Below are 23,562 nucleotides of genomic sequence, written 5' to 3' on the forward strand. Positions count from 1 at the left end.
GGAAGCTTCATGGGAGCCCAGATCCGGGTCTACCGCCAGAAGATCTCCTCCACGCAGTCCATGAAGAAGATCTTCAAGGCGATGGAGATGATCGCGACTTCGCGCATCAGCAAGTCGCGCCAGCGCCTGGCAGCGGCCTCGCCGTACGCCAACGCGCTGACCCGTGCTCTGTCGCAGGTGCTGTCCCAGTCCGGGACCTCGAGCCACCCGATGCTCAATCAGCGCACGGAGACCTCGCGCCGCTCGGCCGTCGTCGTGTTCAGCTCGGACCGCGGCCTCGCCGGTGCCTACTCGGCCAACGTGCTGAAGAAGACGGACAAGCTGATGGCCCGCTTCGACGACCAGGGCACCGAGTCCAAGGTGTACCTGATCGGACGCAAGGCCAAGCAGAACTTCGACTTCCGCGACCGCGACTACGAGCGGGCCTTCGAGGGCGACACCGACAGCCCCCAGCCGCAGCGGGCCGAGGAGCTCGCCGAGCTGCTGGTCGAGCTCTACACCACGCCCTACGAGGACGGCGGCATCGACGAGATCCACCTGGTGTACACGCGCTTCGATTCGCTGGTCACCCAGACTCCGTCCGTGCTGCGGCTGCTGCCGCTGGAGGTCGTCGACGCCAACGACATCCAGGACGATGTGGCGGAGGCCTACGGCGAGGTGACCACCGCAGACAACGGCTTCGACTTCGAGCCGTCTCCGGAGGAGTTCCTGGACGTCGCGCTGCCGCGCTACATCCGGGCCCGGATCTACTCGAGCATGTGCCACGCGGCCGCCTCGGAGCTGGCCTCGCGCCAGCGGGCCATGAAGGCCGCCGGCGACAACGCGGGCGAGCTCATCAACAAGTACACGCGCCAGATGAACAACGCCCGCCAGGCCGAGGTCACCACGGAGCTCACGGAGATCGTCTCGGCCACTGAGGCCCTGTGATCCCCGCAGCGCCACGGCGCCGCAGCATTTCCCCACGCCACCCACGAGAAGTGAAGTGAGAGACATGACTTCCACCATCAACGAGCAGGACACCGCGCCTGTCGCTGGCGCCGTCGGTCGCGTCGCCCGCGTCAAGGGCTCGGTCGTCGACATCGAGTTCCCCGAGAACCAGATGCCGGAGATCTACAACGCGCTGAGCACCGACCTGGTGTTCGAGGGCGAGCAGAAGACGATCAACCTGGAGACCGCCCAGCACCTCGGCGGCAACATGGTCCGCGCCATCTCGCTGCAGCTCACGGACGGTCTCGTCCGCGGCACCGAGGTGCGCGACACCGGCGCCCCCATCTCCGTGCCCGTCGGCGATGTCGTCAAGGGACACATCTTCAACGTGGTCGGCGACTCCCTCGATGTCCCCTCGGACCAGCTCGAGATCAAGGACCGCTGGTCGATCCACCGGGACCCCCCGCCCTTCTCTGAGCTCGAGGGCGCGACCGAGATGCTGGAGACCGGCATCAAGTCGATCGACCTGCTGACCCCCTACATCCAGGGCGGCAAGATCGGCCTGTTCGGCGGCGCCGGCGTGGGCAAGACCGTGCTCATCCAGGAGATGATCACCCGTGTGGCCCGCAACTTCGGCGGCACCTCCGTGTTCGCCGGCGTGGGCGAGCGCACCCGTGAGGGCAACGACCTCTGGGTCGAGATGGACGAGGCCGGGGTGCTCAAGGACACCGCCCTGGTGTTCGGCCAGATGGATGAGCCGCCCGGAACGCGTCTGCGCATCGCGCTGACCGGCCTGACCATGGCCGAGTACTTCCGCGACGTGCAGAACCAGGACGTGCTGCTGTTCATCGACAACATCTTCCGCTTCACGCAGGCGGGCATGGAGGTCTCGACCCTGCTGGGCCGCATCCCATCGGCCGTGGGCTACCAGCCCACGCTGGCCGATGAGATGGGCGTCCTGCAGGAGCGCATCACCTCCACGCGCGGGCACTCCATCACCTCCATGCAGGCGATCTACGTCCCGGCCGATGACTACACGGATCCGGCTCCGGCGACCACGTTCGCCCACCTGGACGCGACCACGAACCTGTCCCGTGAGATCGCCTCGCGCGGCCTGTACCCGGCGATCGACCCGCTGGCCTCGACCTCGCGCATCCTCGACCCGCAGTACGTGGGCCAGGAGCACTACGACGTCGCGACCCGCGTGAAGTCGATCCTGCAGGAGAACAAGGAGCTGCAGGACATCATCGCGATCCTCGGTGTGGACGAGCTGTCCGAGGAGCAGAAGGTCGTCGTCTCGCGCGCCCGCCGCATCGAGCAGTTCCTGTCGCAGAACACCTACACCGCCAAGCAGTTCACCGGTGTGGAGGGCTCCACGGTCCCGCTCAAGGAGACCATCGAGTCGTTCAAGAAGATCTGCGACGGCGAGCTCGACCACGTCCCCGAGCAGGCCTTCTACAACGTCGGCGGCCTGGACGATGTCATGGAGCAGTGGGACTCGATCAAGCGCTCCACCGGAGAGAAGTGACATGGCTGATCCGCTGATCGTCGAGGTCGTCGAGGTCGACCAGTCCGTGTGGAGCGGTCAGGCCCGGCAGGTCATCGTCAACACCATGGAGGGCGAGATCGGCATCCTGGCCGGTCACGTCCCGGTGGCCGGCGTCCTGCAGGAGGGCCGCGTGGTCATCGACCCGATCGACAACAACCGCGTGGAAGGTCGTGTGGATGGCGGCATCGTCTCCGTCGACAGCAACCGCGTGACCATCGTCGCCGATCATTTCAGTGAGGGCGCAGCCGCGCAGAAGTGATCCATCTGACCGCCCGCCCCCGCAGCCTCGTCTGCGGGGGCGGGCGGTCTCATGTCGTTGCAGCCGGCGGCACATCCGTCATCACCCGATGTGCTGCGGGCCGGCAGAGCAGGAAGAGCCAGAACATGGAAGACAAGATCGTCGTCCGCGGCCGCACGTCGGTGAACGGGACGCTGCCGGTCCGTGGGGCCAAGAACAGCGTCCTCAAGCTGATGGCGGCCACGCTGCTGGCTGAGGGCCGCTCCACGATCACGAACGTCCCGGAGATCCACGACGTCTCGATCATGGCGGAGCTGCTGCGGCGCCTGGGCTGCCAGGTCGACTACGACCGCACGGCCCGCACCGTGGCGATCGATGTCCCGGAGGACCTGCATCATCAGGCCGACTACGACCTCGTGCGTGCCATGCGGGCTTCGATCTCCGTGCTGGGGCCGCTCACGGTGCGCAGCGGTGCGGCCGAGGTGGCCGTGCCCGGCGGCGATGCCATCGGCACCCGCGGCCTGGACATGCACCGCGCCGGTCTGGAGGCCATGGGCGCGCACCTGCGCACCGAGGGCGGCTACCTGAAGACCTCTGTCGACGGGCGGCTGCACGGCGCCCATTACCGGCTCCCGTACCCGTCTGTGGGAGCCACCGAGAACCTCATGACCGCGGCCACACTGGCCGACGGCGTCACCGTGCTGGACAACGTGGCCCGCGAGCCGGAGATCGTGGACATCTGCCTCATGCTCCAGGACATGGGAGCGCAGATCGACGGGATCGGCAGCGCCACGCTCACGATCACCGGCGTGGAGCGTCTGCGCCCGGTCGTCCACCGCACCGTGCCGGATCGCATCGTGGCCGGGACCTGGGCCTTCGCCGCGGCGATCACCGGGGGAGAGGTCCTGGTGCAGGGAGCGGAGGCCGGCCACATGGAGGTCGTGCTCGACAAGCTGCGCGACGCCGGCTGCGAGATCGAGGTGCACGACGACGGCTTCCGCGTGCGAGGCCCGCAGCGTCCCAGCCCGGTGAACTTCTCGACCTTCCCGTACCCGGGCTTTCCCACGGACCTGCAGCCGTTCGCCGTGGCGCTCAACGCGGTGGCCGACGGTCCCGGGATGATCACCGAGAACGTCTTCGAGGCCCGCTGGGGCTTCACCGCCGAGCTCGAGCGCCTTGGTGCGGATGTTCGCCTGGACGGTCACCATGCCTGGCTCAACGGGGTGGATGAGCTCTCCGGCGCGCCCGTTGAGGCCATGGACATCCGTGCCGGTGCCGCGCTGGTGATTGCGGGCATGCGCGCCGACGGCGAGACGGTGGTCGGCGGCGTGGAGCACATCGACCGCGGCTACGAGCACTTCGTGGAGAACCTGACGGCCGTCGGAGCCGCCGTGGACCGACGTCTGCAGGGCGGCTTCTGACAAGGCCCGCGCGGAAGTGCTCAGGGGCTGGAGGGGCCGGGCAGCGCCTCCAGCCCCTGAGCCGTCAGAGCCGGTCTCTCAGAAGAGCCTGGAGTCGACGTCGTCCACGCCGCGCATGGCGTCGTAGTCGAGCGTGAGGCAGTCGATGCCCCGGTCTGCCGCCAGGGTCCGGGCCTGCGGCTTGATCTGCTGGGCGGCGAAGATGCCGCGCACCGGTGCCAGGCGCGGATCGCGGTTGAGCAGCTCGAGATAGCGCGTCAGCTGCTCCACGCCATCGATGTCGCCGCGGCGCTTGAGCTCGATCGCGATCGTGGCTCCGGAGGCATCGCGGGCCAGGATGTCCACCGGGCCGATCGCCGTGGGGAACTCCCTGCGCACGAGCGTGGTGCCCGTGGAGACCAGGTCCAGCTGCTCGGCCAGCAGGCGCTGCAGGTCCGCCTCCACGCCGTCCTTGATCAGCCCCGGGTCGATGCCGAGCTCGTGGGAGAGCTCCTCGTGGCGAGCGTGGATGAGCACGCGCAGGACGTCGTCGGACTTCACCGCACTGACCGTCCACACCTCGGTGACGCCGGCGGCAGCCTGGTCTTCGTCCGGGGCGGTCTCGGTGAGCCGTGCCGGGGGAGACATCCAGTTCAGGGGCTTGTAGCTGCCCCCATCCGAATGCACGAGCACGGATCCGTCGGCCTTCACCAGCAGGAGGCGACGGGCCAGCGGCAGATGGGCCTTCAGGCGGCCCTCGTAGTCGACGGAGCAGTCAGCGATCACACAGCGCACGGCCGACAGACTCCCACAGCCGGCGCACCCGTGCGCCGACAGCGAGAACGGAGGCCTCACGCGGGGGGGGGCGCGGCGAGGCCGTCGTTAGAATCGGGAGCATGAGCATTCCGAACGATCCCCGAATCCCCGCAGGCACCGGTGCGCCGGATTCCGCACCGCAGGATGACCAGGCACAGCAGCTGCCGGCCTCGGTGCGCGGAGCCGTCGACCTCGGCCAGGCCGCCTCTGCTCCGGCAGACGGCGCTCAGGCCCAGCCCCAGAGCGGTGCCGGTCAGAGCGGAGGCTACCGCCGGGACATCGAGACCGTCGAGCAGTTCCAGGCCGTCGCCGAGCAGTCGGCGAGCGTGCCGGTCGTGCTGGTCCTGTGGGCCACCTACTCCGAGCAGTCCCGCACCTTCGTGGACCAGGTCGCCGAGCAGATCGATCAGCGCGCCGGTCGTCTGGTGCTGGGCGCGGTGGATATCGAGAAGCTGCCCCAGATCGCCGAGGCGCTGCAGGCCCAGTCGGTGCCCACCACGGTGGCCATGATCGGCGGGCGCCCGGTGCCGATCGGGCAGTCCGCGATCCCCGCCGAGCAGTTGAGCTCCCTGCTCGACGAGCTGCTGCAGCTGGCCGAGCAGAACGGCGTCACCGGCACTGCCGAGCCGAGTTCCGGACAGGACGAGGAGCAGGCCAAGCCGCTGCCGCCGCTGCACCAGGAGGCCGTGGACAAGCTGGAGGCCGGTGACCTCGACGGCGCCAAGGCCAGCTACGAGCAGGCCCTGAAGGAGAACCCGGGCGATCACGAGGCCAAGCTCGCCCTGGCCCAGGTCGAGCTGCTGCGCCGGGTGACCGCCATGGACGCCGCCGCGGTGCGCCAGGCCGCAGCACAGGACCAGCAGGACATCGCCGCCCAGCTGGACGTGGCGGATCTGGATGTCTCGGGCGGTCATGTGGAGGACGCCTTCACCCGGCTGCTCCAGCTCGTGCGCCGCACCGCGGGGGAGCAGCGCGAGACCGTCCGCCAGCGCCTGGTCGAGCTCTTCGATGTCGTGGGCTCGGAGGATCCCCGTGTGGTGGCGGCTCGCGGACAGCTGATGCGCGCGCTGTTCTGAGCACGTCCTCGATGATCGCTGCCTCCTTCCGGGGAAGGAGGCAGCGATCCGTGCCCCGGTGATCCTCCGCCCGGCGGGGGAGGTCGCCGGGGCACCGTCGTGCCTATGGTGGGACTCATGACACAGACCCCCATCTCGCCCTCCGAATCCGCGGTGAGCCTGCGAGGACTCACGAAGGTCTTCGGGTCGTCCAAGGAGCCCTCGGTGGCCGTCGACCGGCTGAGCCTGGATGTGCCCCGCGGGGCCTTCTACGGCCTGGTGGGCCGCAACGGCGCCGGCAAGACCACAGCGCTGTCCATGCTCACCGGCCTGCTGCGCCCCACCGAGGGCCGGGCCCTGGTCTCCGGGATCGATGTCTGGTCGGATCCTCGGGCCGCCAAGGCCCGGATGGGGGTGCTGCCAGACGGCGTGCGGCACTTCGACCGCCTGGCCGGTCGTCAGCTCGTGACGTACTCCGGTCTGCTGCGCGGCATGGACCGCGAGACGGTCGCCGAGCGCACCGAGGACCTCCTGCAGGCCATGGACCTCATGGAGGCCGCGGGCACGGCGGTGCAGGACTACTCGGCCGGCATGACCAAGAAGATCGCGCTGGCCGCGGCCATGATCCACGCCCCGGATCTGCTGGTGCTCGACGAGCCGTTCGAGGCCGTCGACCCCGTCTCGGCGGCGCGGATCCGCGAGCTGCTGCACGGCTTCGCCCAGGCCGGCGGCACGGTGATCGTCTCCAGCCACGTGATGGACCTGGTCCAGCGGATGTGCGACCACGTCGCGATCATGGACGACGGCGTGCTGAAGGCTGCCGGAACCGTCGAGGAGGTCCGCGGGGACCGCTCGCTCGAGGAGGTCTTCGTACAGACCGTCGGCGGCGTCGAGGGGGCCGGAGAGGAGCTGACGTGGCTGAAGCCCCGATGAACCACCAGCACGACGGCGGCCCGCAGACCGACGTGCGGGAGGCCGCGACCAGCAATGCCGCCGCCCTGCCCGCCCCTGGCGCGAGGTCGAGCATCCAGGGCCCGTCGGTGCTCGCCACTGCGCGGCTGGTCGTGGGCCTCAAGGCCCGGCTCACGGCTGCATCCATGCGCCGCAGCACGTGGACCCTGGTGGGCACGATCCTGGGAGGGCTCTACCTGCTGGGTCTCGTGGCCACCGTCGTCGGCGTGGCCTGGACGGGCGGTGCGGGAGCCGAGCCCCGGGAGGTCGCGGTGCCGGTCGTGCTGGCCGGGGCCGTCGCCACCATCGGCTGGTGGGTGGCCTCGCTGGTCACCGGCCGCGCCGATGCCACGGTGCATGCCGGGAGATTCGCCCTGTATCCCGTCCCGCGCGCCGGGCTGGCACTGGGACAGCTGCTCAGCGCGGCCGTCGGGCTCGCGGGCCCCGTCACGCTGCTGGGACTGCTGGCGCTGAGCCTGGCCTGGAGAACCAGCGCTGCGGCACTGCTGTGCTGGCTCGTGCTCGTCCCCATCGGCTGGGTGCTGATGGTCCTGGGCAACCGCTGTCTGGCGGCTGCGTTGGAGGGGCTGCAGCGCAGCCGACTGGTCGGCGACGCCGCCTCCGTGCTGGGCCTGGCGATCCTGATCCTGATGGGGCCCCTGATCGGCGGTCTGACCGGGCTCGTGGCAAGCGGTGCGCTCGACCTCGAGCAGATCGCAGCGGCGGCCTCCTGGACCCCCTGGGGAGCACTGTGGGCGATCCCCGCCGATCTGGCGGACGGAGCCTTGCTCGCGGCCGTCGCCCGACTGGCCGTGGTCGCTGCGACCGGCGCCGTCGTGTGGCTGCTGTGGATGCGCCTGCTGGAGCGCTCCCTGGAGCACGCGACAGCTCCGGCGCGCGGGTCCGGCGCGCGCGTGCGCGGTGTCGGGCTGCTGGGCCGGGTGCCCGCTGCGCCCTGGGCGGCCGTGGCGGCGCGCAGCATCATCTACTGGCTCAAGGATCCCCGCTACGCGGCCTCGATCGTGATGATCCCCGTGCTGCTAGGGCTGCTGTGGTTCAACACCGGGTCCGGGGAGGGTGGGCCCCTGCTGTTCGCCGGCCCGCTCGTGGCCGCCATGATGGGCTTCGCGATCTCGGCCGATGTGGCCTACGACCACTCCGCTTTCAGCCTGCACGTGCTCAGCGGGCTCCGCGGGCGCGACGACCGCCTGGGCAGGCTGATCTCCCTGATCGTCGTGGGAGGGGTGCTGAGCATCGCCGCCCTGATCTTCGGCGCGGCGATGACCCAGACCTGGCACCTGCTGCCCGGCGTGATCGGCATGGCCCTGCTGGGCCTGCTCGGCGGCGGCGGGATCAGCTGCGTGCTCTCGGCGCGCTACACGTATCCCGTGCCGCTTCCCGGTGATTCGCCCCTGAAGACGCCCCCGGGATTCACGTTCCTCAACGTGCTGATGCAGATGGCCGTCATGCTCCTGATCGGTGCGGCGATGATGCTGGCCGGCATTCCGCTGGTGGTGCACATGCTCACCGGGCAGGCCCTGTGGGGCTGGATCGGCCTGGCCGTCGGCATCATCGCAGGGCTGGGCCTGGCCTTCGGCGGCGTGGTCATCGGTGGTCGGTGGCTCGAGGCCCGAGCACCGGAGCTCTACCAGCAGGTCTCGTCCTACCGCTCATGACAGGCCGCGGCCCCGGCGCCGCCCACCGCGCCGGGGCCGGGTGCTGTCGGGGCCGCGGAGTACACTGTCCGCTATGAGCTTCCACGACGACACCCTCCCCGTGGCGGGTCCCTGGCCCTTCGGCGGGGGCACCTCGACCGAGCCCGTCGGCGGCACCTCGACCCTCGAGCGGGAGGAGACCCGCACCTTCGAGGAGCCCGGCGATCACGAGCGCTTCGCCCACTACGTCCGCAAGGAGAAGATCACGGAGTCGGCCGTGACCGGCGATCCCGTGATCGCGCTGTGCGGCAAGGTCTGGGTCCCGGGACGCGACCCGGAGAAGTTCCCGGTGTGCCCCACCTGCAAGGAGATCTACGACGGCCTGCGCGCTCCGCAGGACGGCGGCAAGTGATCTGAGCCCTCGCGCACTCGGCCCCGTCGGGATCGACGGGGCCTTGCTCGTGCGCCCCGTCCGAACCGTCAGCTCCGCCTTCTCCAGCCCCGCCGCGCCAGCGGGGCGCCCCTGCAGCGCGTCCGCCGGAGGCCCGCTGCGCGATCCGCGAAAGGACCTGCCTCGCCCGTGTCCGATGACTCCCAGCCCTCGCTCTTCGGCGGTCCCGCCGCCGAGATGCCCCCCGCCTACCCTGAGCGCGCCGCCTGGGGCACCGCAGGCAAGCTGCGCGCCTGGCAGGCCGAGGCCCTGGAGAAGTACTTCGCCGCCGAGCCTCGCGACTTCATGGCAGTGGCCACGCCGGGTGCCGGCAAGACCACGTTCGCACTGCGTCTGGCCCGCGAGCTCGTGGACCGCGGGACCATCAATCGGATCACGGTGGTGTGCCCCACCGAGCACCTCAAGCGGCAGTGGGCGGATGCCGCCGCGCGCGTGAATCTGGCGATCGACCCCAACTTCAAGAACGCCGACGGCAGCCACGCCCGAGGATTCATCGGGGTGGCGCTGACCTACGCGCAGGTCGGCATGAAGCCGCTGCTGCACCGGGCCCGCACCGAGCAGGGGCGCACGCTGGTGATCATGGACGAGATCCACCACGCCGGCGACTCCCGCTCCTGGGGAGATGGCCTGAAGGAGGCCTTCGATCCGGCCGCGCGCCGACTCGCACTGACCGGCACGCCGTTCCGCTCGGACACCTCCCCGATCCCGTTCGTGACGTACCAGGAGGACAAGGACGGCATCCGGCGCTCGAAGGCCGACTACACCTACGGCTACGGCGACGCTCTGAAGGACCACGTGGTGCGCCCCGTGATCTTCATGGCCTACTCGGGGCAGATGCGCTGGCGCACCTCGGCTGGGGAGGAGATGGCCGCCGAGCTAGGCGAGGGCTTCACCAAGTCGATCACCGCCCACGCCTGGCGCACGGCTCTGGCTCCCGACGGCGCCTGGATCCCGTCCGTGCTGCAGGGCGCCGATCGCCGCCTCACCGAGGTCCGGCGTACCGTCCCGGACGCCGGGGCGCTCGTGATCGCGACCGATCACCAGGATGCCAAGGCCTACGCCGCGCTGCTCGAGCGGATCACGGGGGAGCAGCCCGCGGTGGTCCTCTCGGACGACAAGGGCGCCTCCGAGCGGATCGAGGCCTTCGCGGAAGGGGACCAGCGCTGGATGGTGGCGGTGCGCATGGTCTCCGAGGGCGTCGACGTCCCCCGCCTGGCCGTGGGCGTCTACGCCACTTCGACTTCCACCCCGCTGTTCTTCGCCCAGGCCGTCGGGCGCTTCGTGCGCTCGCGCAAGCGGGGGGAGACCGCCTCGATCTTCCTGCCCTCGGTGCCGCTGCTGATGTCGCACGCCAACGAGATGGAGCTGGAACGCGATCACGCCCTGGACCGCCCGGTCGCCCAGGGCCCGGACTTCGTGGACCTCTCCGAGCAGGGGTGGGACGACGACGAGCTCGCCGCCGCCAATCGCGAGGAGAAGGCGTCCTCGCAGCTGGCCGGCGGCGAGTTCAAGGCCCTCGAATCGGACGCGTCCTTCCACGGCGTGCTCTTCGACGGCGGCGAGTTCGGCGGCGGAGTGGCCGCCGGAACCGACGAGGAGGCCGACTACCTGGGCATCCCCGGGCTGCTGGATGCCGAGCAGGTCACCACGCTGCTGCGCGAGCGGCAGTCCGAGCACGCCCGTCGGCGCTCGCAGTCGGCAGCCGATCAGTCGCAGCAGGCGTCGTCCGTTCCGGATCACCGCCGGCTCAAGGAGCTGCGCAAGAAGCTGTCGCAGAACGTCTCGGCCTGGTCCGCGCGCACGGGCACGCCGCACGGCGTGATCCACAACGACCTGCGCCGCGAGTGCGGGGGACCGGCCGTGGCCCAGGCCACCGAGGAGCAGATCGAGGCGCGGATCGCCAAGATGCAGAACTGGTTCGTGGGGCGGAAGTAGGACGCACCGGGGCGAGACGCTTCGATGCGGAAAGTCCCGCCGCAGCAGGCGCAGCGCGTCGGTGCGAGGCGGGGCCCCGTCAGTCGCGCACGACCTCCACGCCTGCGTCGCCGAGCTCGTCGATGACGAACTCGAGGGAATCGGGGGAGACGGCGGCGCTCAGGCTCAGCAGCACCCGGGTCTCGTAGCCGGCGTCGGCGGCGTCCAGGGCGGTGGCGCGCACGCAGTGATCGGCGGCCAGGCCCACGATGTCCACGGCCTCGATCTCCCGATCGCGCAGCCAGTCGTCCAGGCCGATCGGCTCCTCGTCGTCGGCCTCGTCGTCCTCCTCCACCGCCCCCAGGGGCGTGGAGGTCTCCGGGGCCAGGACGCCCTCGAAGCCCGAGTAGGCGGCTTCGTACTCGCCCTTGCGGAACCAGGCCTCGATGCGGTCGGTCTCGAACTCGTCGTGGGTGTCGGCGCCCTCGGTCTCGGCCACGCAGTGCACGGGCCACGAGGTCCGGAAATCAGGGTCCTCGGAGAAGTGCGAGCCCGGCGAGATGTGCCAGTCCAGGGTCCCCACGATCGCCTCGTAGTCCCCGTGGTGCTGCTCGATGTGCTCGGAGATCGCCGCTGCGACGTCCGAGCCGCCGTCGACGGCCAGCGAGCCGCCCTCGCAGAAGTCGTTCTGGACGTCGACGACGATCAGTGCGGTGCGCATGAGGAGGGTTCCCTTCAGTTCTCGAGCACGGTGGGGATCGCGGCCTCGCCCTCGGAGAGGCGGGTGGCCGAGCGCGGGAGCTCCCGCACGGAGTCGGCGTGGCGCTGCCGGGCGCGCTGGACGCCCTTGGGGCCGGTCCAGCCGTCGACCAGCTCGCCTCCGCGCACGAAGTCCTGCATCAGGGGGCGGTCGTCGCCGTCGTCGGCGGGATCGTGGCCCACCCCCACGATCTCGTGGGTCGCGGTGCCGCGCGGATCCAGGCGGCGCAGCGCCGACTTGCGCCCGCCGACGGAAACCTTGCCGGATGAGGCCTTGGCCACGGAGACGAGCTGCCCATCGGCGCCCTCGCGGGCCACGAGCTTGTAGACCATGGAGGACGTGGGGGCCCCGGAGCCGGTGACCAGTCTGGTGCCCACGCCGTAGGAGTCCACGGGGGCAGCGGCCAGCGCTGCGATCGCGTGCTCATCGAGATCGGAGGTCACGGTGATGCGGGTGTCGCGATTGCCCAGGCTGTCGAGCAGGGCGCGCACGCGACCGGCCTGATCCACCAGGTCCCCGGAGTCCACGCGCACGGCCCCTAGCTGCGGACCGGCGAGCTCGACGGCCAGGCGCACCGCCTTCTCGACGTCGTAGGTGTCCACCAGCAGCGTGGTCCCCACGCCCATGGTCTCGAGCTGGGAGCGGAAGGCCGCCTCCTCGTCGTCGTGCAGCAGCGTGAACGCATGCGCCGAGGTGCCGACGGTCTTCAGGTCATAGCGATAGCCGGCCTCGAGGTTGGAGGTCCCTGCGAAGCCCGCGATCACGGCCGCACGGGCAGCGGCCACGGCGGACTCCTCAGAGGCCCGGCGCGAGCCCATCTCCAGGCACGGGCGCTCGCCCGCGGCGGTGATCATGCGGGAGGCGGCGGAGGCCACGGCGGAGTCGTAGTTGAGCACCGAGAGCAGGTAGGTCTCCAGGATGCAGGCCTCGGCGAACGTGGACTCCACGCGCAGGATCGGCGAGTGCGGGAACCAGAGGTCGCCCTCGGCATAGCCGCTTATGTCGCCGGTGAAGCGGAAGTCCGCGAGCCACTCGAGGGTGGCGGCATCCACCACGCCGGTGCGCTCCAGGAAGGCCAGGCGGTCCTCGTCGAAGCGGAAGCTCGCCAGTCCCTCGAGGAAGCGCCCCGTGCCGGCCACGACGCCGTAGCGGCGTCCGGCGGGCAGGCGGCGGGAGAAGACCTCGAAGACGCTGCGCCGCTGCGCGGTGCCGTCGCGCAGGGCGGCCTGCAGCATGGTCAGCTCGTAGTGATCCGTCATCAGCGACGTCGGGGCGGGGGACCAGGTCCGGTTGCTCGATTCCACGCAGGCCACTGTACTGGCCGCCCGCCGTGCGGTCCCGTCCCCGGGCATGGTCCTCATGATGCGCTGTCGGGACCGGTGCCTACGATGGGGCACATTATGGAGCTCAGCACGAGAACCCGCACGCCCCTCATCGGCCTCGGTCCGGATCTGGATGAGCGCCCGGAGGTCGACACCGCCCAGCGCACCGCCCTGGAGATCCCGTGGCACGTGGTGGTCTGGGACGATCCCGTGAATCTCATGTCGTGGGTGACCTGGGTCTTCCGCACGCACTTCGGCTTCTCGCAGGCCAAGTCCCACGCGCTGATGCTCGAGGTCCACGAGCGGGGCCGGGCGATCGTGGCCGAGGGTACTCTGGAGGAGGCCGAGCGCCATGTCGCCGCCCTGCACGGCTATGGCCTGATGGCCACCTACGAGCGCGCAGGCGGAGGCCAGGACGCGGACGGGGGGCGCAGCTGATGGCGCACGGATTCCGCTCGGGGGCCCACGGCCTGACGGCGCGGCTGTCGGCGGACGAACGCGGGCTGCTGGTCAGGCTGTGCCAGGACATCATCGGCCTGCTCGAGCCGGAGCAGGCCGATCCGCAGGCCGACCCGCTCGAGGCCCTGCTCGGCGGGGACGGGCCCGTCGAGGCGCCGGAGGACCCGGCCGTGGCGCGCCTGCTGCCGGCAGGCAGCCAGGACCCCGGGCAGGCGGAGGAGTTCCGCCGCTTCACGGACCGCTCCCTGCGCGAGCAGAAGGTCGCCTCGCTGCGCGCGGCTGCGCTGGCCTTCGAATCCGACCCCGTGCGGCTGAGCCCCTCCGGGGCCATCGACGTCTCCCGGGCGCTCAACGACATCCGCCTGGTGCTTTCGACACGGCTGGGCATCGACTCGGAGGCGGAGGCCCGCCGCGTGGAGAAGGCCTCCGGGAAGAAGCCCAAGGACACCGAGACCTACATGGCCGTCGTCTACGGGTTCGTCTCGTGGCTGCAGGACTCCCTGATCCAGGCCATGCTGCTGGAGCTGCCGGAGGATGACGAGGCGGACGACCAGTCGCCGCATGGCCTCTGACAGGGATTAGGGCTGCGCATGAGTCATCGTGTGAAGTGATCTCCGTGACCTCGTCGGCGCGCGGTTCAGGCTGCTGAGCGGCACCGGTCTACCCTGGGTGCCCTATGCGCGAGATTCCGGGGATCACAGAAGCGGCAGACGGACCCGTCGAGGGTCCGTCGCCCGATGCTCCCATCGGAGTGTTCGATTCCGGCGTGGGCGGGCTGACGGTCGCCCGGGCGATCATCGACCAGCTGCCGGATGAGCGGATCGTCTATGTGGGCGACACCCTCAACGGCCCCTACGGTCCGCTGCCGATCGCCGAGGTCCGCGCCCACGCGCTGCGGATCATGGACGAGCTGGTGGACTCCGGGGTCAAGCTGCTGGTCATCGCCTGCAACACCGCCTCGGCGGCCGTCCTGCGCGATGCCCGGGAGCGCTACACGCGCGCCTACGGCATCCCCGTGGTGGAGGTCATCCAGCCGGCCGTGCGCCGGGCCGTTTCCTCCACGCGCAACGGCCGCATCGGCGTGATCGCCACCCAGGCCACCGTGGGCTCGCGGGCCTACGAGGACACCTTCGCGGCCGCTCCGCAGCTCGAGGTGCGCTCCGTGGCCTGCCCGCGCTTCGTGCCGTTCGTCGAGGCCGGCGTCACCACGGGCCCTGAGGTCCTCGAGACCGCGCAGGAGTATCTGCGCCCGCTGCAGGAGCGCGGGGTGGACACCCTCGTGCTCGGGTGCACCCACTACCCTCTGCTCACCGGCGTGATCTCGTATGTCATGGGGGAGACGGTCACGCTGGTCTCCTCCGCGGAGGAGACCGCCAAGGACGTCTATCGCGCCCTGGTGCGCCATGACCTGGCCCGGGTTCAGCCGACGCAGGAGCCCCACGAGTTCCTGGCCACGGGGGACCCGGAGCCCTTCCAGATCCTGGCCCGGCGCTTCCTGGGCCCGGAGGTCACGGCGGTGCGCCACGTGGGCTCGGTGGCCGAGCAGTTCCCCACGGGCTCGCTGTCCCAGGTGAGCTCGCAGATGCTCGCCGAGCACGCCGCCATGAAGGACCGCGCCTCCGCCGGTCCGTCCCCTGTCCGCGCCTCCGACGATGAAGGCTCCGTCTCATGATCCTGACCGTGATCGGCTGCACCGGCTCGTTCGCCGGCCCCGATTCCCCTGCCTCCTGCTACCTGCTCACCGGAACCGATCATGAGGGTCGGACCTGGCGGGTGCTCATGGACCTCGGCAACGGGTCGCTGGGCGCGCTGCAGCGCCACATCGAGCTCTCGGAGATCGATGCCGTCCTGATCAGCCACCTGCACCCGGATCACTGCGTCGACCTGGCGGGGCTGCACGTGGCGGTGAAGTGGGATCCGCGCGGCTGGGAGGCCGGCCCGGTCCCGGTCTGGGGCCCGGCTGGGATGATGGATTACATGGAGGCCGCCCACGTCCTGGACTCCGCGGAGACGATCGAGAACGAGTTCACGATCGGGCAGTGGGAGGACGGCCGGGCCGTGGAGATCGGCCCGTTCCGCATCACCCCGTACCGGGTCGAGCATCCGGTCGAGGATCCGTTCGCGCTGCGCATCGAGTACGACGGAGCCGACGGCAACAGCGTGCTGACCTACTCCGGCGACACCGATGCCTGCGACGGGCTCACCGAGGCCGCCCGCGGCGCAGATCTCTTCCTGTGCGAGGCGGCCTATCACGAGGACCGCGACACCTATCGGGGGATCCACCTCACCGGGCTCCGCGCCGGGCAGACCGCGGACGCCGCCGATGCCGATGAGCTGATGCTCACGCATCTGCCGGTCTGGAACTCGCCCACGCGCGCCGTGAGGGAGGCTGCCGTGGCCTTCACGGGCCCGATCTCCCTGGCGCAGCCATCGACCTCGTACCGGATCGTGGCGGATATGGATCGGACCGCGGGGCGGGTGCTGGCACGCGGGCGCTCGGTGCCGACCACCACGACCACCATGCGCGTGATCGATCCCAACACGCGAGGGGCCGAGACCCGCTGAGGCCCCGGAGGGCTCGCCCGCCGTGCGGCTGGCCGCTCGCCCCTGCGCGAGACTAGGCTGTCGGCCATGACTCCTGTGGCTGAGACCCCCGCCGCTCCCTCATCCGGCAGCGGACCCCGCGCCGACGGCCGCGCCGTCGACGAGCTGCGCCCCATCACCATCACACGGGGCTGGTCCTCGCAGGCCGAGGGCTCGGCCCTGATCGAGTTCGGACAGACTCGCGTGCTGTGCACCGCCTCGGTCACCGAGGGCGTGCCCCGGTGGCTGCGCGGCGAGGGCCGCGGCTGGGTCACGGCGGAGTACGCCATGCTTCCCCGGGCCACCGGCACGCGCTCGCAGCGCGAGTCGGTCAAGGGCAAGATCGGGGGGCGCACCCATGAGATCTCCCGGCTGATCGGCAGGTCGCTGCGCTCCGTGATCGATCTGCAGGCCCTCGGCGAGAACACCGTGGTGCTGGACTGCGATGTCCTCCAGGCGGACGGCGGGACCCGCACCGCGTCGATCACCGGCGCCTACGTGGCGCTGAGCGAGGCCATGACCTGGGCCAGGCGAAAGGGCCTCGTCACCGGGGACCCGCTCACCGATTCGGTGGCCGCCGTCTCGGTGGGGATCATCGACGGCGTCCCCATGCTCGACCTGCCCTATGTCGAGGACGTCCGGGCCGAGACCGACATGAACGTGGTCGTCACCGGCTCCGGGACCTTCGTGGAGGTCCAGGGCACCGCCGAGGGCGCTCCGTTCGATCGCGGTGAGCTCGACGGCCTGCTCGACCTGGCGCTCGCCGGCTGCGCCGATTTGGCGCAGATCCAGGAGGCCACGCTCGCGGAGGCGCGGGATGCCTGAGCAGCCCGATGCCGCGCGGGAGGTCGCACCGGCCGCGCCCGGCGGGTCCGTCGACTCCGCCCCGGAGGACCCCGAGCCAGGTGCCTCCGAACCTGCGGTGAGCATCCCGCCGGAGGCGCGTCTGGTCCTGGCCACGCACAACGCCGGCAAGCTCGCCGAGCTGCGGGCCATGATCGCAGATCGACTGCCCGAGCTGGACGTCGAGCGAGCCGTGGTGGACGCCGGTTCCCTGGGCCTTCCCGACGTCCGCGAGACCGGCACGACCTTTCAGGCCAATGCGCTGCTCAAGGCGCACGCCGCCGCCCGCGCCTCCGGGCTGCCCGCCGTGGCGGATGATTCCGGGCTGGCCGTCGACGTCCTGCACGGAGCCCCCGGCATCTTCTCGGCGCGCTGGGCCGGGCGCCACGGCGACGACACCGCCAATCTCGAGCTGCTGCTGGCCCAGCTGGGCGATATCGGCGATGAGCACCGGGCGGCCGGCTTCGTCTGCGCGGCGGCGCTGGTGACACCCGAGGGCGCCGAGCACGTCGAGTTCGGGCACCTGCGCGGCACGCTGCTGCGCGAGCCGGTCGGCGAGCACGGCTTCGGCTACGACCCGGTCCTGCGACCCGACGGCCTGGAGCTCTCCTGCGCCCAGCTCGATCCGGAGCACAAGAACCGGATCAGCCACCGGGGCCGGGCCATGGCGGCCCTGGCTGCGCATCTGGTCGCGCTGCTGGCCCAGGAACCCTCCGCGCAGGCGCCGGGAGAGGAGCGCTGAGGTGGTCGCGCTGGGCATGAAGCGCATGCTCCCGTACGCCGACGTGGTCGATGCCGCCCTGCGAGAGATCGGGGAGCACCCTGATCCGAGCACATGGCGGGTCATCACGAGCGGGTCCGCGCACGTGGTCGTCGGGATCGACGAGAGGCTGTGCGTGCGCATCGCCAAGAACCCCGCCGCCAAGCGCAGCCTGGCGCGGCGCACCGAGGTCCTCTCGCATCTTCCCGAGTACTCCTTCGCCACGCCGCGGCCGCTGAGCCGCGTGCACAGCAGCCGCGGCCATGCGGCGGTGGCCCTGTCCTGGGTGCATGGCGAGCACCGCTGGGGCCGAGTCGACACCGGTCAGCTGACCTCCCTTCTCGAGCAGCTGTGGGAGACCGACACCGCGTCGTTCGAGGCCTCCTTGGACCGTCCCGGACAGCACTGGGGCGGCCATCGACGCCGTCGCATCATGCTCGACGACGTCGTGCCGCGCCTGCTCCCGCGCAACCGCGAGCTGGCCCGGCGGGCCATCGGAGAGCTGGCCGAGCTGGAGACCGTGGCCCCGCACCTGGTGCACTCGGACCTGATGGGCCAGAACATGATCTGGGCCGGGGAGAAGCTCTCCGGGGTGATCGACTGGGACCACGCCAGCCTGGGCGATCCCGCGCAGGACGTGGCCGCGCTGGCCTGCTCCTACGGCTGGTCCACGCTCGACGGCGCCCTTCCGCCCGAGACCCTTCACCGGGCCAGACTGCATGCCCGGATCATGCCCATGCAGTCGGTGGCCTACACGCTGGTCCAGGACCTGGACACCGCACAGGTCAACCAGGCCGTGGCCCGGGCCGATGAATGGATCGACACCCGTCTGAGGTCACTGCTGCGACGCTGAGACACCGGAGGCCCCTCCGGTGGCGATGCGGGCGGCTCAGTCCTCGAGACCGAGCAGCTGCACCCAGCGTCGGCAGGCCTGCTCGATGACCTCGCGGGCCTCCAGCCGTCCGAGCGGCTGTGCTGCGAGCACTGCACCGCCATGGGCGGCCGCGAGCAGGGCTGCGGCCAGCGAGGCGCTGCCGCGGGCCTCGGAGCCCTGCTCCCGGCGGGCCGCGGCCACCGCGATCTCGAACTGCTCCGGGGCCGGTGCCGCCGTGTGCTCTGCCTCCAGGGCGCAGCGCAGACCGATGGCCAGCGCGCGCGACGAGGACTCCGGTGGCTCCTCGTCGAGGATCCGGCTGCGGCCTGGGGAGGCCTGCTCCCGGAGGGCCGAGGTGCTCTGCGGCTGCTCAGAGGCGCGGTCCGGGTCGCCTTCGTCAAGGACCGCCCGCAGCGGCTCAGTCGTGCCCCGGGTGGGGCGGGTGAGCTGATCCACGACCTCCAGGGCAGCCTGCGCGGCTGCTCGCATAGGCGCCTGCGTGCCCCTGCACCCTTCGACCTGGGCAGCCTGCAGCATCAGCGCCAGGGCGGTCGTGGCGGTCTGCGCCTCTGCTCGTCCGTGGGTGATGGCCGCGGCGTCGATGCTCAGCGGCGCCACGGAGCGCCAGCCGACCGGCAGCAGACCGTACGGGATCGAGCGGATCACCGCGGTGCGATCCTGGGCCTGCGGCAGGACAGGGCGCTCCACGAGGCCCATGCTCCCGGTGAGCAGCGCCTCCAGGGTCTCGCCCTGATGCCCGTGATCCGCGTGCAGGACCTCGTGGGAGTCGATCCAGCGCGGCAGCGGGGAGGGCGCGGACTCCGGCCATTCGACGTCCTGAGTGCGCAGCCAGCGCAGCTGCGCCAGCCACTGGCAGGCCGTCTCATCGGCGCCCTCTCCGGCTGCGGCCCACTCGATCGACTCGAGCAGCCCGTCCATCGTGTAGAGGGTCAGCTGGGTGTCGGCGCTGATGCGCAGCGCCTCCGGCTGCGGATCGTTCGGGGCAGACTCGAGGGCCGTCCCGAAGGCGGCACCGGAGCCGGTGCCCGGGCTGAAGGACGCGGCCGGGGCTGTCCGGGGCAGCGCGGGTTCGAGGCGCGCCGTCAGCGCGTCGGCCAGCGCCGCTGCGAGCATGACGGCGCGCACGCGATCGGCGCTGCCGGGCAGGTCACCGGCGGGGCTCTGATCGGGCAAGAGCGCAGGAGAGGACGAGTCAGCGGTCATGGCCTCATTCTAGGAGCGCCGCAGGACGCGCCCCGAAGCGGCGCCGTCGGGGCGGTCCTGTGCCTCGACGATAGGCTGGGTCCCGAGCACCGCGAGGGCCGGTGCCGCCACGCATCCGTCAGCACGCAGCCAGGAGCCCCATGAGCGACAGGCCCAGCTCCGGCAGCGGCCGCGAATCCGCAGCCGACCATGCCGCCGGCTCCCCGCCGGTGCCTTCCAAAGGCAGGGGCGAGCCCGGGTCCTCCGGAAGGTCGGGTCCCGCTTCGGGCACCCCCGCCCGTGATTCCGGGGCGGCGGCGCCGTCCGAGTCCGGACACGGCGAGCTGGCCACCCCGCTGCCGGATCGGGGCCACCGAGCCCTGGCCATCGGCGGCTTCGCGACGCCGGGCACCGCCGGTGGCAGCCCGGCGACCGGGTCAGCGCAGCGCACCGAGGCAGCCGGAGGCGCCAGCGCTTCGCCCGCGGGGCCACCGGCCGACCTCGACCTGGCGGGCGATCTCCCCGCGGAGCCGTCCCCCTCGAGCACAGCGGTCCCCGAGGGCCCCGTCACGGGTGAGGCGAGCGTGGGACCGACCCGCCGAGCTCGGCTGCGCACGCTGATGGCGGGGGACTACCCGCAGCTGCGTGGCCTGGTCTCCAGCTGGTACCTCCTGCTCACCCTGATCGCGCGGCTTCCATCGGTCATCCTGCCGCTGACTGTGCTGACCTACGTGACCGCCGTGTCCGGGCACGAGCTGTGGGGCGCGGTCTGCGCCGGGGCCGTTCACCTCGGCCAGGCTGTCTCCGTGCTGGCACTGGTGCGCGGCGACCATGTCAGACGCCGGCAGTGGATCATGCTGCTGCACACGCTGGTGCACGTGGGTGTGATCTGCTGGCTGGCCTTCCGCTTCTCGCAGCAGGCTCAGACTGCGCCCACGGAGGCATGGCCATGGCTGCTGTGCCTGCTGGCAGGGCTGTCCGCACCGCAGCTGGGAAACGCCACGAGACTGCGGTGGCGCACCATCCTGGAGCAGCGCCGCAGGATCGACCTGATCCTGCCGAGCATGCGCCACGACGCGGTCATGGACGCCGTCTCGCTGGTCCTCGGTGCGCTGATCGTGGGGGTGCTCGCAGTCACCATGGGGCCGCTGCTGGGGATCATGGCCGCTGCAGGGCTGCTCGTGCTGTGCACGACCGCTCTGCTGCTGCATCCCACCGCCGACCTCCTGGGCGAGGGCGCCGAGGACCATCTGCTCGAGCCCTCCCCGCCGACGCTCAATGCCGCCATGCGGGGCCGGCTGCGCACACAGCGTCGCATGCGCTTCCTGCCGGTGCTGGGAGGCGGATGCATCGGGCTGATGCTGGGCTCGATCCAGATGTGCCTGGTCTACTTCACGGCCTCGGTGGAGGCCATCGAGACCATCGGAGCGCAGTTCGCGGCCCTGGGCCTGACCGCAGCGGTGGCGGCGGTGCTCACCGCAGGGGCACAGCCGCGCCGTCCCTGGAACCTGTGGGTGCTCTTCGGGGCGCTCACCGTGCTGGCCACGCTGATGATGTCGGTGCCCTCGCGGCCGGTGACCATGATCCTCACGCTGGCGGTGCTGGGCGCTGCGATCGGGCCCACGATCGTGGCCGTGTTCTCCACGGTCCCTCTGATCACGCCGCTGAGCGAGGTCAGCGGACTCACGTCGGCCACCAGCGTCCTCATCCAGGTGGGCATGGGACTGGGCGTGGGACTGGCCGGTGTCATCGGCGAGCTCGCCGACTACGAGACGGCCGTGCTCCTGCCCGTCCTGGCGGCGGCTGCACTTCTGGCCACTGCCTTCGTGCTGATGGCCCGCCGCAGCCGCGTGCCGCTGGACCTCACGGGCGAACGGCCGATCCCGGGCACCGAGTCCGTCGCGAGGATGCTCTCGGAGGGCTGAGCCCGGGATCGGCGCGCTCGATCAGTGACCGCGGTCGAGCCACTCCTGCACGTGCGGGGCCTCGGACCCGATCGTGGTGGAATCGCCGTGACCGGTGAGCACCGCCGTGGAATCGGGCAGGCTCAGCAGTCGCTCGCGGATGGATTCGATGATCGTGGGGAAGTCCGAGTACGAGCGTCCCGTGGCTCCGGGGCCGCCCTGGAACAGGGTGTCGCCGGAGAACACGACGCCGCTCAGCGGCTGGGTGACCAGGCCGTCGCCGCCCACGGTGCCCAGATCGGGCGAGTGCAGGCACACCGAGCCCGGCGCGTGGCCGGGAGTGTGCAGCGCCGTGAGGGTGACCGGGCCGATCGAGAACTGCGTGCCCTCGTCGATCTCGTGATCGGGAGCAGCATCCGGGTGCGTGGCATCCCACAGGACGCGGTCCGCCGGGTGCAGCCAGGTCTGCGACCCGAGCATCTCGGCCACCTGCGGGGCGACGCCCACGTGGTCGTCATGGCCGTGGGTCAGCACGACCGCTGTGACCTCGCGGCCAGCCACGGCCGCCTGCACCGCCTCCGGCGAGTGCGCGGGATCGATCACCAGGCAGCGCTGGTCGTCGCCGAGGATCCAGACGTTGTTCTCGACCTCCCAGGTGCCGCCGTCGAGGGAGAAGGTCCCGCTGGTCACGACGCGCTCGACACGCACCGAGCCGTCGGCGGACAGGGCGATGGTCTCTGGAGCAGTGCTCATTCCGACACCTCCACGACAGAGCGCAGGACACGGCCCTGCTTCATCTTCTCGAACGCCGGCTGGACGTCTTCCATGGTGATCCGCTCGGAGACGAACCCGTCCAGGTCCAGGCGCCCCAGGCGGTACTGGTCCACGAACATGGGGAAGTCGCGCTCGGGCAGCGTGTCCCCGTACCAGGCGGACTTGATGGACCCGCCGTGGCCGAAGACCTCGTCCAGCGGGAGCTCGGCGGTCGTGCCGGGCTCCGGCACGCCCACCAGCACCATGCGCCCGGCGAGATCGCGGGCCTCGAAGGCCTGGCGGAACGTGGGGGCGATGCCCACGGCATCGATCACCAGGTCGGCTCCGTGTCCTCCGGTGATCTCCCGGATGGCCTCGACGGGGTCCTTCTCCTTCGAGTTCACCGTATGCGTGGCACCGAAGGACTCGGCGGTGGAGAGCTTCTCGTCGTCGAGGTCCACCGCGATGATCCGCGTGGCCCCGCCAAGCTGGGCGCCGGCGATCGCCGCAGTGCCCACGCCGCCGCAGCCGATCACGGCCACGGACTCGCCGCGCTTCACGGCGCCGGTGTTGAGCACCGCGCCCAGGCCTGCGGTCACACCGCAGCCGAGCAGGCCGACGGCAGCGCGCTGCTGGGGCTCCAGGGCCTCGCCCGGAATGCGGGTGCACTGTCCGGCGGCGACCAGGGTCTTCTCCGCGAACGCACCGATGCCCAGGGCGGGCTCGAGCTCGGTGCCGTCCTGCAGGGTCATCTTCTGCGTGGCGTTGTGGGTGTCGAAGCAGTACCAGGGCTCGCCGCGGTGGCAGGCGCGGCACTGACCGCACACTGCTCGCCAGTTCAGGATGACCTCGTCGCCGACGGCGATGTTCGTGACGCCCTCGCCGATGGCGGCCACGCGTCCGGTGGCCTCATGGCCCAGCAGGAACGGGAAGTCGTCCGAGACGCCGCCGACCTGGTAGTGCATGTCGGTCTGGCAGACGCCGCATGTCAGGATGTCGACCAGTGCCTCTCCGGGACCCGGGTCCGGGACCAGGATCGTCTCCACGACCGGGGCCTCGTCCTTGGCCTTGACGACAACGGCCTTGACTTCATGCATGGTGAATCGCTCCTCGTGCGCGTGCGGGACTGGTGCTCGCCGCCGACC

23 protein-coding genes are annotated in these 23,562 nt (G+C 71.1%); 17 read left to right on the forward strand and 6 right to left on the reverse strand.

Annotated elements, in window-relative coordinates; all coding sequences use genetic code 11:
• The first annotated feature begins 9 nt into the window (after positions 1 to 9).
• The 4 genes from M3E84_RS09320 (at position 10) to murA (ending at position 4,135) form a co-directional block, all read left to right on the forward strand.
• Complete coding sequence (locus M3E84_RS09320) at positions 10 to 927, forward strand: F0F1 ATP synthase subunit gamma (RefSeq protein ID WP_259895932.1); 918 nt, start codon at positions 10 to 12, stop codon at positions 925 to 927.
• A gap of 64 nt (positions 928 to 991) precedes the next feature.
• The gene (atpD, locus tag M3E84_RS09325; RefSeq protein ID WP_259895913.1) at positions 992 to 2,455 is read left to right on the forward strand and encodes a F0F1 ATP synthase subunit beta; all 1,464 of its coding nucleotides are present in this window, start codon (positions 992 to 994) and stop codon (positions 2,453 to 2,455) included.
• A gap of 1 nt (position 2,456) precedes the next feature.
• Positions 2,457 to 2,735, forward strand: a complete 279-nt coding sequence (locus M3E84_RS09330) for a F0F1 ATP synthase subunit epsilon (RefSeq protein WP_259895914.1) — start codon at positions 2,457 to 2,459, stop codon at positions 2,733 to 2,735.
• A gap of 125 nt (positions 2,736 to 2,860) precedes the next feature.
• The gene (gene murA, locus M3E84_RS09335; RefSeq protein WP_259895915.1) at positions 2,861 to 4,135 is read left to right on the forward strand and encodes a UDP-N-acetylglucosamine 1-carboxyvinyltransferase; all 1,275 of its coding nucleotides are present in this window, start codon (positions 2,861 to 2,863) and stop codon (positions 4,133 to 4,135) included.
• Between the two features lie 78 nt (positions 4,136 to 4,213).
• Here the strand turns inward: murA and nucS are convergent, their stop codons facing one another.
• Positions 4,214 to 4,909 (reverse strand): endonuclease NucS, encoded by a 696-nt coding sequence (nucS, locus tag M3E84_RS09340; protein ID WP_259895916.1) that lies wholly within the window; start codon positions 4,907 to 4,909, stop codon positions 4,214 to 4,216.
• 101 nt (positions 4,910 to 5,010) lie between these two features.
• Here nucS and M3E84_RS09345 point away from each other — a divergent pair, with 101 nt between their 5' ends.
• From M3E84_RS09345 to M3E84_RS09365, 5 genes are all read left to right on the forward strand, one after another.
• The gene (locus M3E84_RS09345) at positions 5,011 to 6,006 is read left to right on the forward strand and encodes a co-chaperone YbbN (protein ID WP_259895917.1); all 996 of its coding nucleotides are present in this window, start codon (positions 5,011 to 5,013) and stop codon (positions 6,004 to 6,006) included.
• A gap of 117 nt (positions 6,007 to 6,123) precedes the next feature.
• The gene (locus M3E84_RS09350) at positions 6,124 to 6,918 is read left to right on the forward strand and encodes an ABC transporter ATP-binding protein (RefSeq protein WP_259895918.1); all 795 of its coding nucleotides are present in this window, start codon (positions 6,124 to 6,126) and stop codon (positions 6,916 to 6,918) included.
• A complete protein-coding gene (locus tag M3E84_RS09355) occupies positions 6,900 to 8,612 on the forward strand; it encodes a hypothetical protein (RefSeq protein WP_259895919.1) in 1,713 nt (570 codons plus the stop codon). The genes M3E84_RS09350 and M3E84_RS09355 overlap by 19 nt, the downstream gene beginning before the upstream one ends.
• 73 nt (positions 8,613 to 8,685) lie before the next feature.
• Positions 8,686 to 9,003, forward strand: coding sequence for a DUF3039 domain-containing protein (locus tag M3E84_RS09360; RefSeq protein WP_259907244.1), 318 nt, complete (start codon positions 8,686 to 8,688; stop codon positions 9,001 to 9,003).
• 216 nt (positions 9,004 to 9,219) lie between these two features.
• A complete protein-coding gene (locus M3E84_RS09365; protein WP_259895934.1) occupies positions 9,220 to 10,977 on the forward strand; it encodes a DEAD/DEAH box helicase in 1,758 nt (585 codons plus the stop codon).
• 79 nt (positions 10,978 to 11,056) lie between these two features.
• Here M3E84_RS09365 and M3E84_RS09370 read toward each other — a convergent pair whose 3' ends face one another.
• Together M3E84_RS09370 and M3E84_RS09375 are read right to left on the reverse strand one after the other, a co-directional pair.
• A complete protein-coding gene (locus tag M3E84_RS09370; protein ID WP_259895920.1) occupies positions 11,057 to 11,677 on the reverse strand; it encodes an isochorismatase family protein in 621 nt (206 codons plus the stop codon).
• A gap of 14 nt (positions 11,678 to 11,691) precedes the next feature.
• Entirely contained in the window at positions 11,692 to 13,029 is a 1,338-nt protein-coding gene (locus tag M3E84_RS09375) for a nicotinate phosphoribosyltransferase (RefSeq protein ID WP_259895935.1), read from the reverse strand.
• A gap of 87 nt (positions 13,030 to 13,116) precedes the next feature.
• On the opposite strand from M3E84_RS09375, the gene clpS reads away from it, so the two are divergent.
• The 7 genes from clpS to M3E84_RS09410 all read left to right on the forward strand — a co-directional run bounded on the left by clpS (position 13,117) and on the right by M3E84_RS09410 (position 18,536).
• Positions 13,117 to 13,476: an ATP-dependent Clp protease adapter ClpS gene (clpS, locus tag M3E84_RS09380; RefSeq protein WP_259895921.1), complete on the forward strand. Its 360-nt coding sequence runs from the start codon at positions 13,117 to 13,119 to the stop codon at positions 13,474 to 13,476.
• Positions 13,476 to 14,069 (forward strand): DUF2017 domain-containing protein, encoded by a 594-nt coding sequence (locus tag M3E84_RS09385; protein WP_259895922.1) that lies wholly within the window; start codon positions 13,476 to 13,478, stop codon positions 14,067 to 14,069. The genes clpS and M3E84_RS09385 overlap by 1 nt, the downstream gene beginning before the upstream one ends.
• A gap of 104 nt (positions 14,070 to 14,173) precedes the next feature.
• Positions 14,174 to 15,169 (forward strand): glutamate racemase, encoded by a 996-nt coding sequence (gene murI, locus M3E84_RS09390; protein WP_259895923.1) that lies wholly within the window; start codon positions 14,174 to 14,176, stop codon positions 15,167 to 15,169.
• Positions 15,166 to 16,062: an MBL fold metallo-hydrolase gene (locus M3E84_RS09395; RefSeq protein WP_259895924.1), complete on the forward strand. Its 897-nt coding sequence runs from the start codon at positions 15,166 to 15,168 to the stop codon at positions 16,060 to 16,062. Before murI ends, M3E84_RS09395 begins: the two co-directional genes overlap by 4 nt.
• A 66-nt stretch (positions 16,063 to 16,128) precedes the next feature.
• The gene (gene rph, locus M3E84_RS09400) at positions 16,129 to 16,905 is read left to right on the forward strand and encodes a ribonuclease PH (protein ID WP_259895925.1); all 777 of its coding nucleotides are present in this window, start codon (positions 16,129 to 16,131) and stop codon (positions 16,903 to 16,905) included.
• Positions 16,898 to 17,665, forward strand: a complete 768-nt coding sequence (gene rdgB, locus M3E84_RS09405) for an RdgB/HAM1 family non-canonical purine NTP pyrophosphatase (protein ID WP_259895926.1) — start codon at positions 16,898 to 16,900, stop codon at positions 17,663 to 17,665. The genes rph and rdgB overlap by 8 nt, the downstream gene beginning before the upstream one ends.
• Before the next feature lies 1 nt (position 17,666).
• The gene (locus M3E84_RS09410; RefSeq protein ID WP_259895927.1) at positions 17,667 to 18,536 is read left to right on the forward strand and encodes a phosphotransferase family protein; all 870 of its coding nucleotides are present in this window, start codon (positions 17,667 to 17,669) and stop codon (positions 18,534 to 18,536) included.
• A gap of 36 nt (positions 18,537 to 18,572) precedes the next feature.
• Here M3E84_RS09410 and M3E84_RS09415 read toward each other — a convergent pair whose 3' ends face one another.
• Complete coding sequence (locus M3E84_RS09415) at positions 18,573 to 19,781, reverse strand: ADP-ribosylglycohydrolase family protein (RefSeq protein ID WP_259895928.1); 1,209 nt, start codon at positions 19,779 to 19,781, stop codon at positions 18,573 to 18,575.
• Positions 19,782 to 19,921: 140 nt separating this feature from the next.
• On the opposite strand from M3E84_RS09415, the gene M3E84_RS09420 reads away from it, so the two are divergent.
• On the forward strand, positions 19,922 to 21,685 hold the full coding sequence (locus tag M3E84_RS09420) for a hypothetical protein (RefSeq protein ID WP_259895929.1): 1,764 nt from the start codon (positions 19,922 to 19,924) through the stop codon (positions 21,683 to 21,685).
• Positions 21,686 to 21,706: 21 nt separating this feature from the next.
• Here M3E84_RS09420 and M3E84_RS09425 read toward each other — a convergent pair whose 3' ends face one another.
• Together M3E84_RS09425 and M3E84_RS09430 are read right to left on the reverse strand one after the other, a co-directional pair.
• The gene (locus tag M3E84_RS09425) at positions 21,707 to 22,417 is read right to left on the reverse strand and encodes an MBL fold metallo-hydrolase (protein WP_259895930.1); all 711 of its coding nucleotides are present in this window, start codon (positions 22,415 to 22,417) and stop codon (positions 21,707 to 21,709) included.
• Positions 22,414 to 23,514, reverse strand: coding sequence for an S-(hydroxymethyl)mycothiol dehydrogenase (locus M3E84_RS09430; RefSeq protein WP_259895931.1), 1,101 nt, complete (start codon positions 23,512 to 23,514; stop codon positions 22,414 to 22,416). Before M3E84_RS09430 ends, M3E84_RS09425 begins: the two co-directional genes overlap by 4 nt.
• Between the last annotated feature and the right edge of the window lie 48 nt (positions 23,515 to 23,562).

It is taken from the genome of Kocuria sp. p3-SID1428 (assembly GCF_025149945.1).
In the GTDB taxonomy this organism is placed as follows: Bacteria; Actinomycetota; Actinomycetes; order Actinomycetales; family Micrococcaceae; genus Kocuria.

Coding starts and splice junctions, on each gene's coding strand:
- M3E84_RS09420 (WP_259895929.1), top strand. CDS start 19,922: ATGAGCGACAGGCCCAGCTCCGGCAGCGGCCGCGAATCCGCAGCCGAC.
- M3E84_RS09320 (WP_259895932.1), top strand. CDS start 10: ATGGGAGCCCAGATCCGGGTCTACCGCCAGAAGATCTCCTCCACGCAG.
- M3E84_RS09395 (WP_259895924.1), top strand. CDS start 15,166: ATGATCCTGACCGTGATCGGCTGCACCGGCTCGTTCGCCGGCCCCGAT.
- M3E84_RS09350 (WP_259895918.1), top strand. CDS start 6,124: ATGACACAGACCCCCATCTCGCCCTCCGAATCCGCGGTGAGCCTGCGA.
- M3E84_RS09345 (WP_259895917.1), top strand. CDS start 5,011: ATGAGCATTCCGAACGATCCCCGAATCCCCGCAGGCACCGGTGCGCCG.
- M3E84_RS09385 (WP_259895922.1), top strand. CDS start 13,476: ATGGCGCACGGATTCCGCTCGGGGGCCCACGGCCTGACGGCGCGGCTG.
- M3E84_RS09330 (WP_259895914.1), top strand. CDS start 2,457: ATGGCTGATCCGCTGATCGTCGAGGTCGTCGAGGTCGACCAGTCCGTG.
- rph (WP_259895925.1), top strand. CDS start 16,129: ATGACTCCTGTGGCTGAGACCCCCGCCGCTCCCTCATCCGGCAGCGGA.
- murA (WP_259895915.1), top strand. CDS start 2,861: ATGGAAGACAAGATCGTCGTCCGCGGCCGCACGTCGGTGAACGGGACG.
- M3E84_RS09425 (WP_259895930.1), bottom strand. CDS start 22,417: ATGAGCACTGCTCCAGAGACCATCGCCCTGTCCGCCGACGGCTCGGTG.
- M3E84_RS09370 (WP_259895920.1), bottom strand. CDS start 11,677: ATGCGCACCGCACTGATCGTCGTCGACGTCCAGAACGACTTCTGCGAG.
- M3E84_RS09430 (WP_259895931.1), bottom strand. CDS start 23,514: ATGCATGAAGTCAAGGCCGTTGTCGTCAAGGCCAAGGACGAGGCCCCG.
- M3E84_RS09415 (WP_259895928.1), bottom strand. CDS start 19,781: ATGACCGCTGACTCGTCCTCTCCTGCGCTCTTGCCCGATCAGAGCCCC.
- M3E84_RS09360 (WP_259907244.1), top strand. CDS start 8,686: ATGAGCTTCCACGACGACACCCTCCCCGTGGCGGGTCCCTGGCCCTTC.
- murI (WP_259895923.1), top strand. CDS start 14,174: ATGCGCGAGATTCCGGGGATCACAGAAGCGGCAGACGGACCCGTCGAG.
- atpD (WP_259895913.1), top strand. CDS start 992: ATGACTTCCACCATCAACGAGCAGGACACCGCGCCTGTCGCTGGCGCC.
- clpS (WP_259895921.1), top strand. CDS start 13,117: ATGGAGCTCAGCACGAGAACCCGCACGCCCCTCATCGGCCTCGGTCCG.
- M3E84_RS09365 (WP_259895934.1), top strand. CDS start 9,220: ATGCCCCCCGCCTACCCTGAGCGCGCCGCCTGGGGCACCGCAGGCAAG.
- rdgB (WP_259895926.1), top strand. CDS start 16,898: ATGCCTGAGCAGCCCGATGCCGCGCGGGAGGTCGCACCGGCCGCGCCC.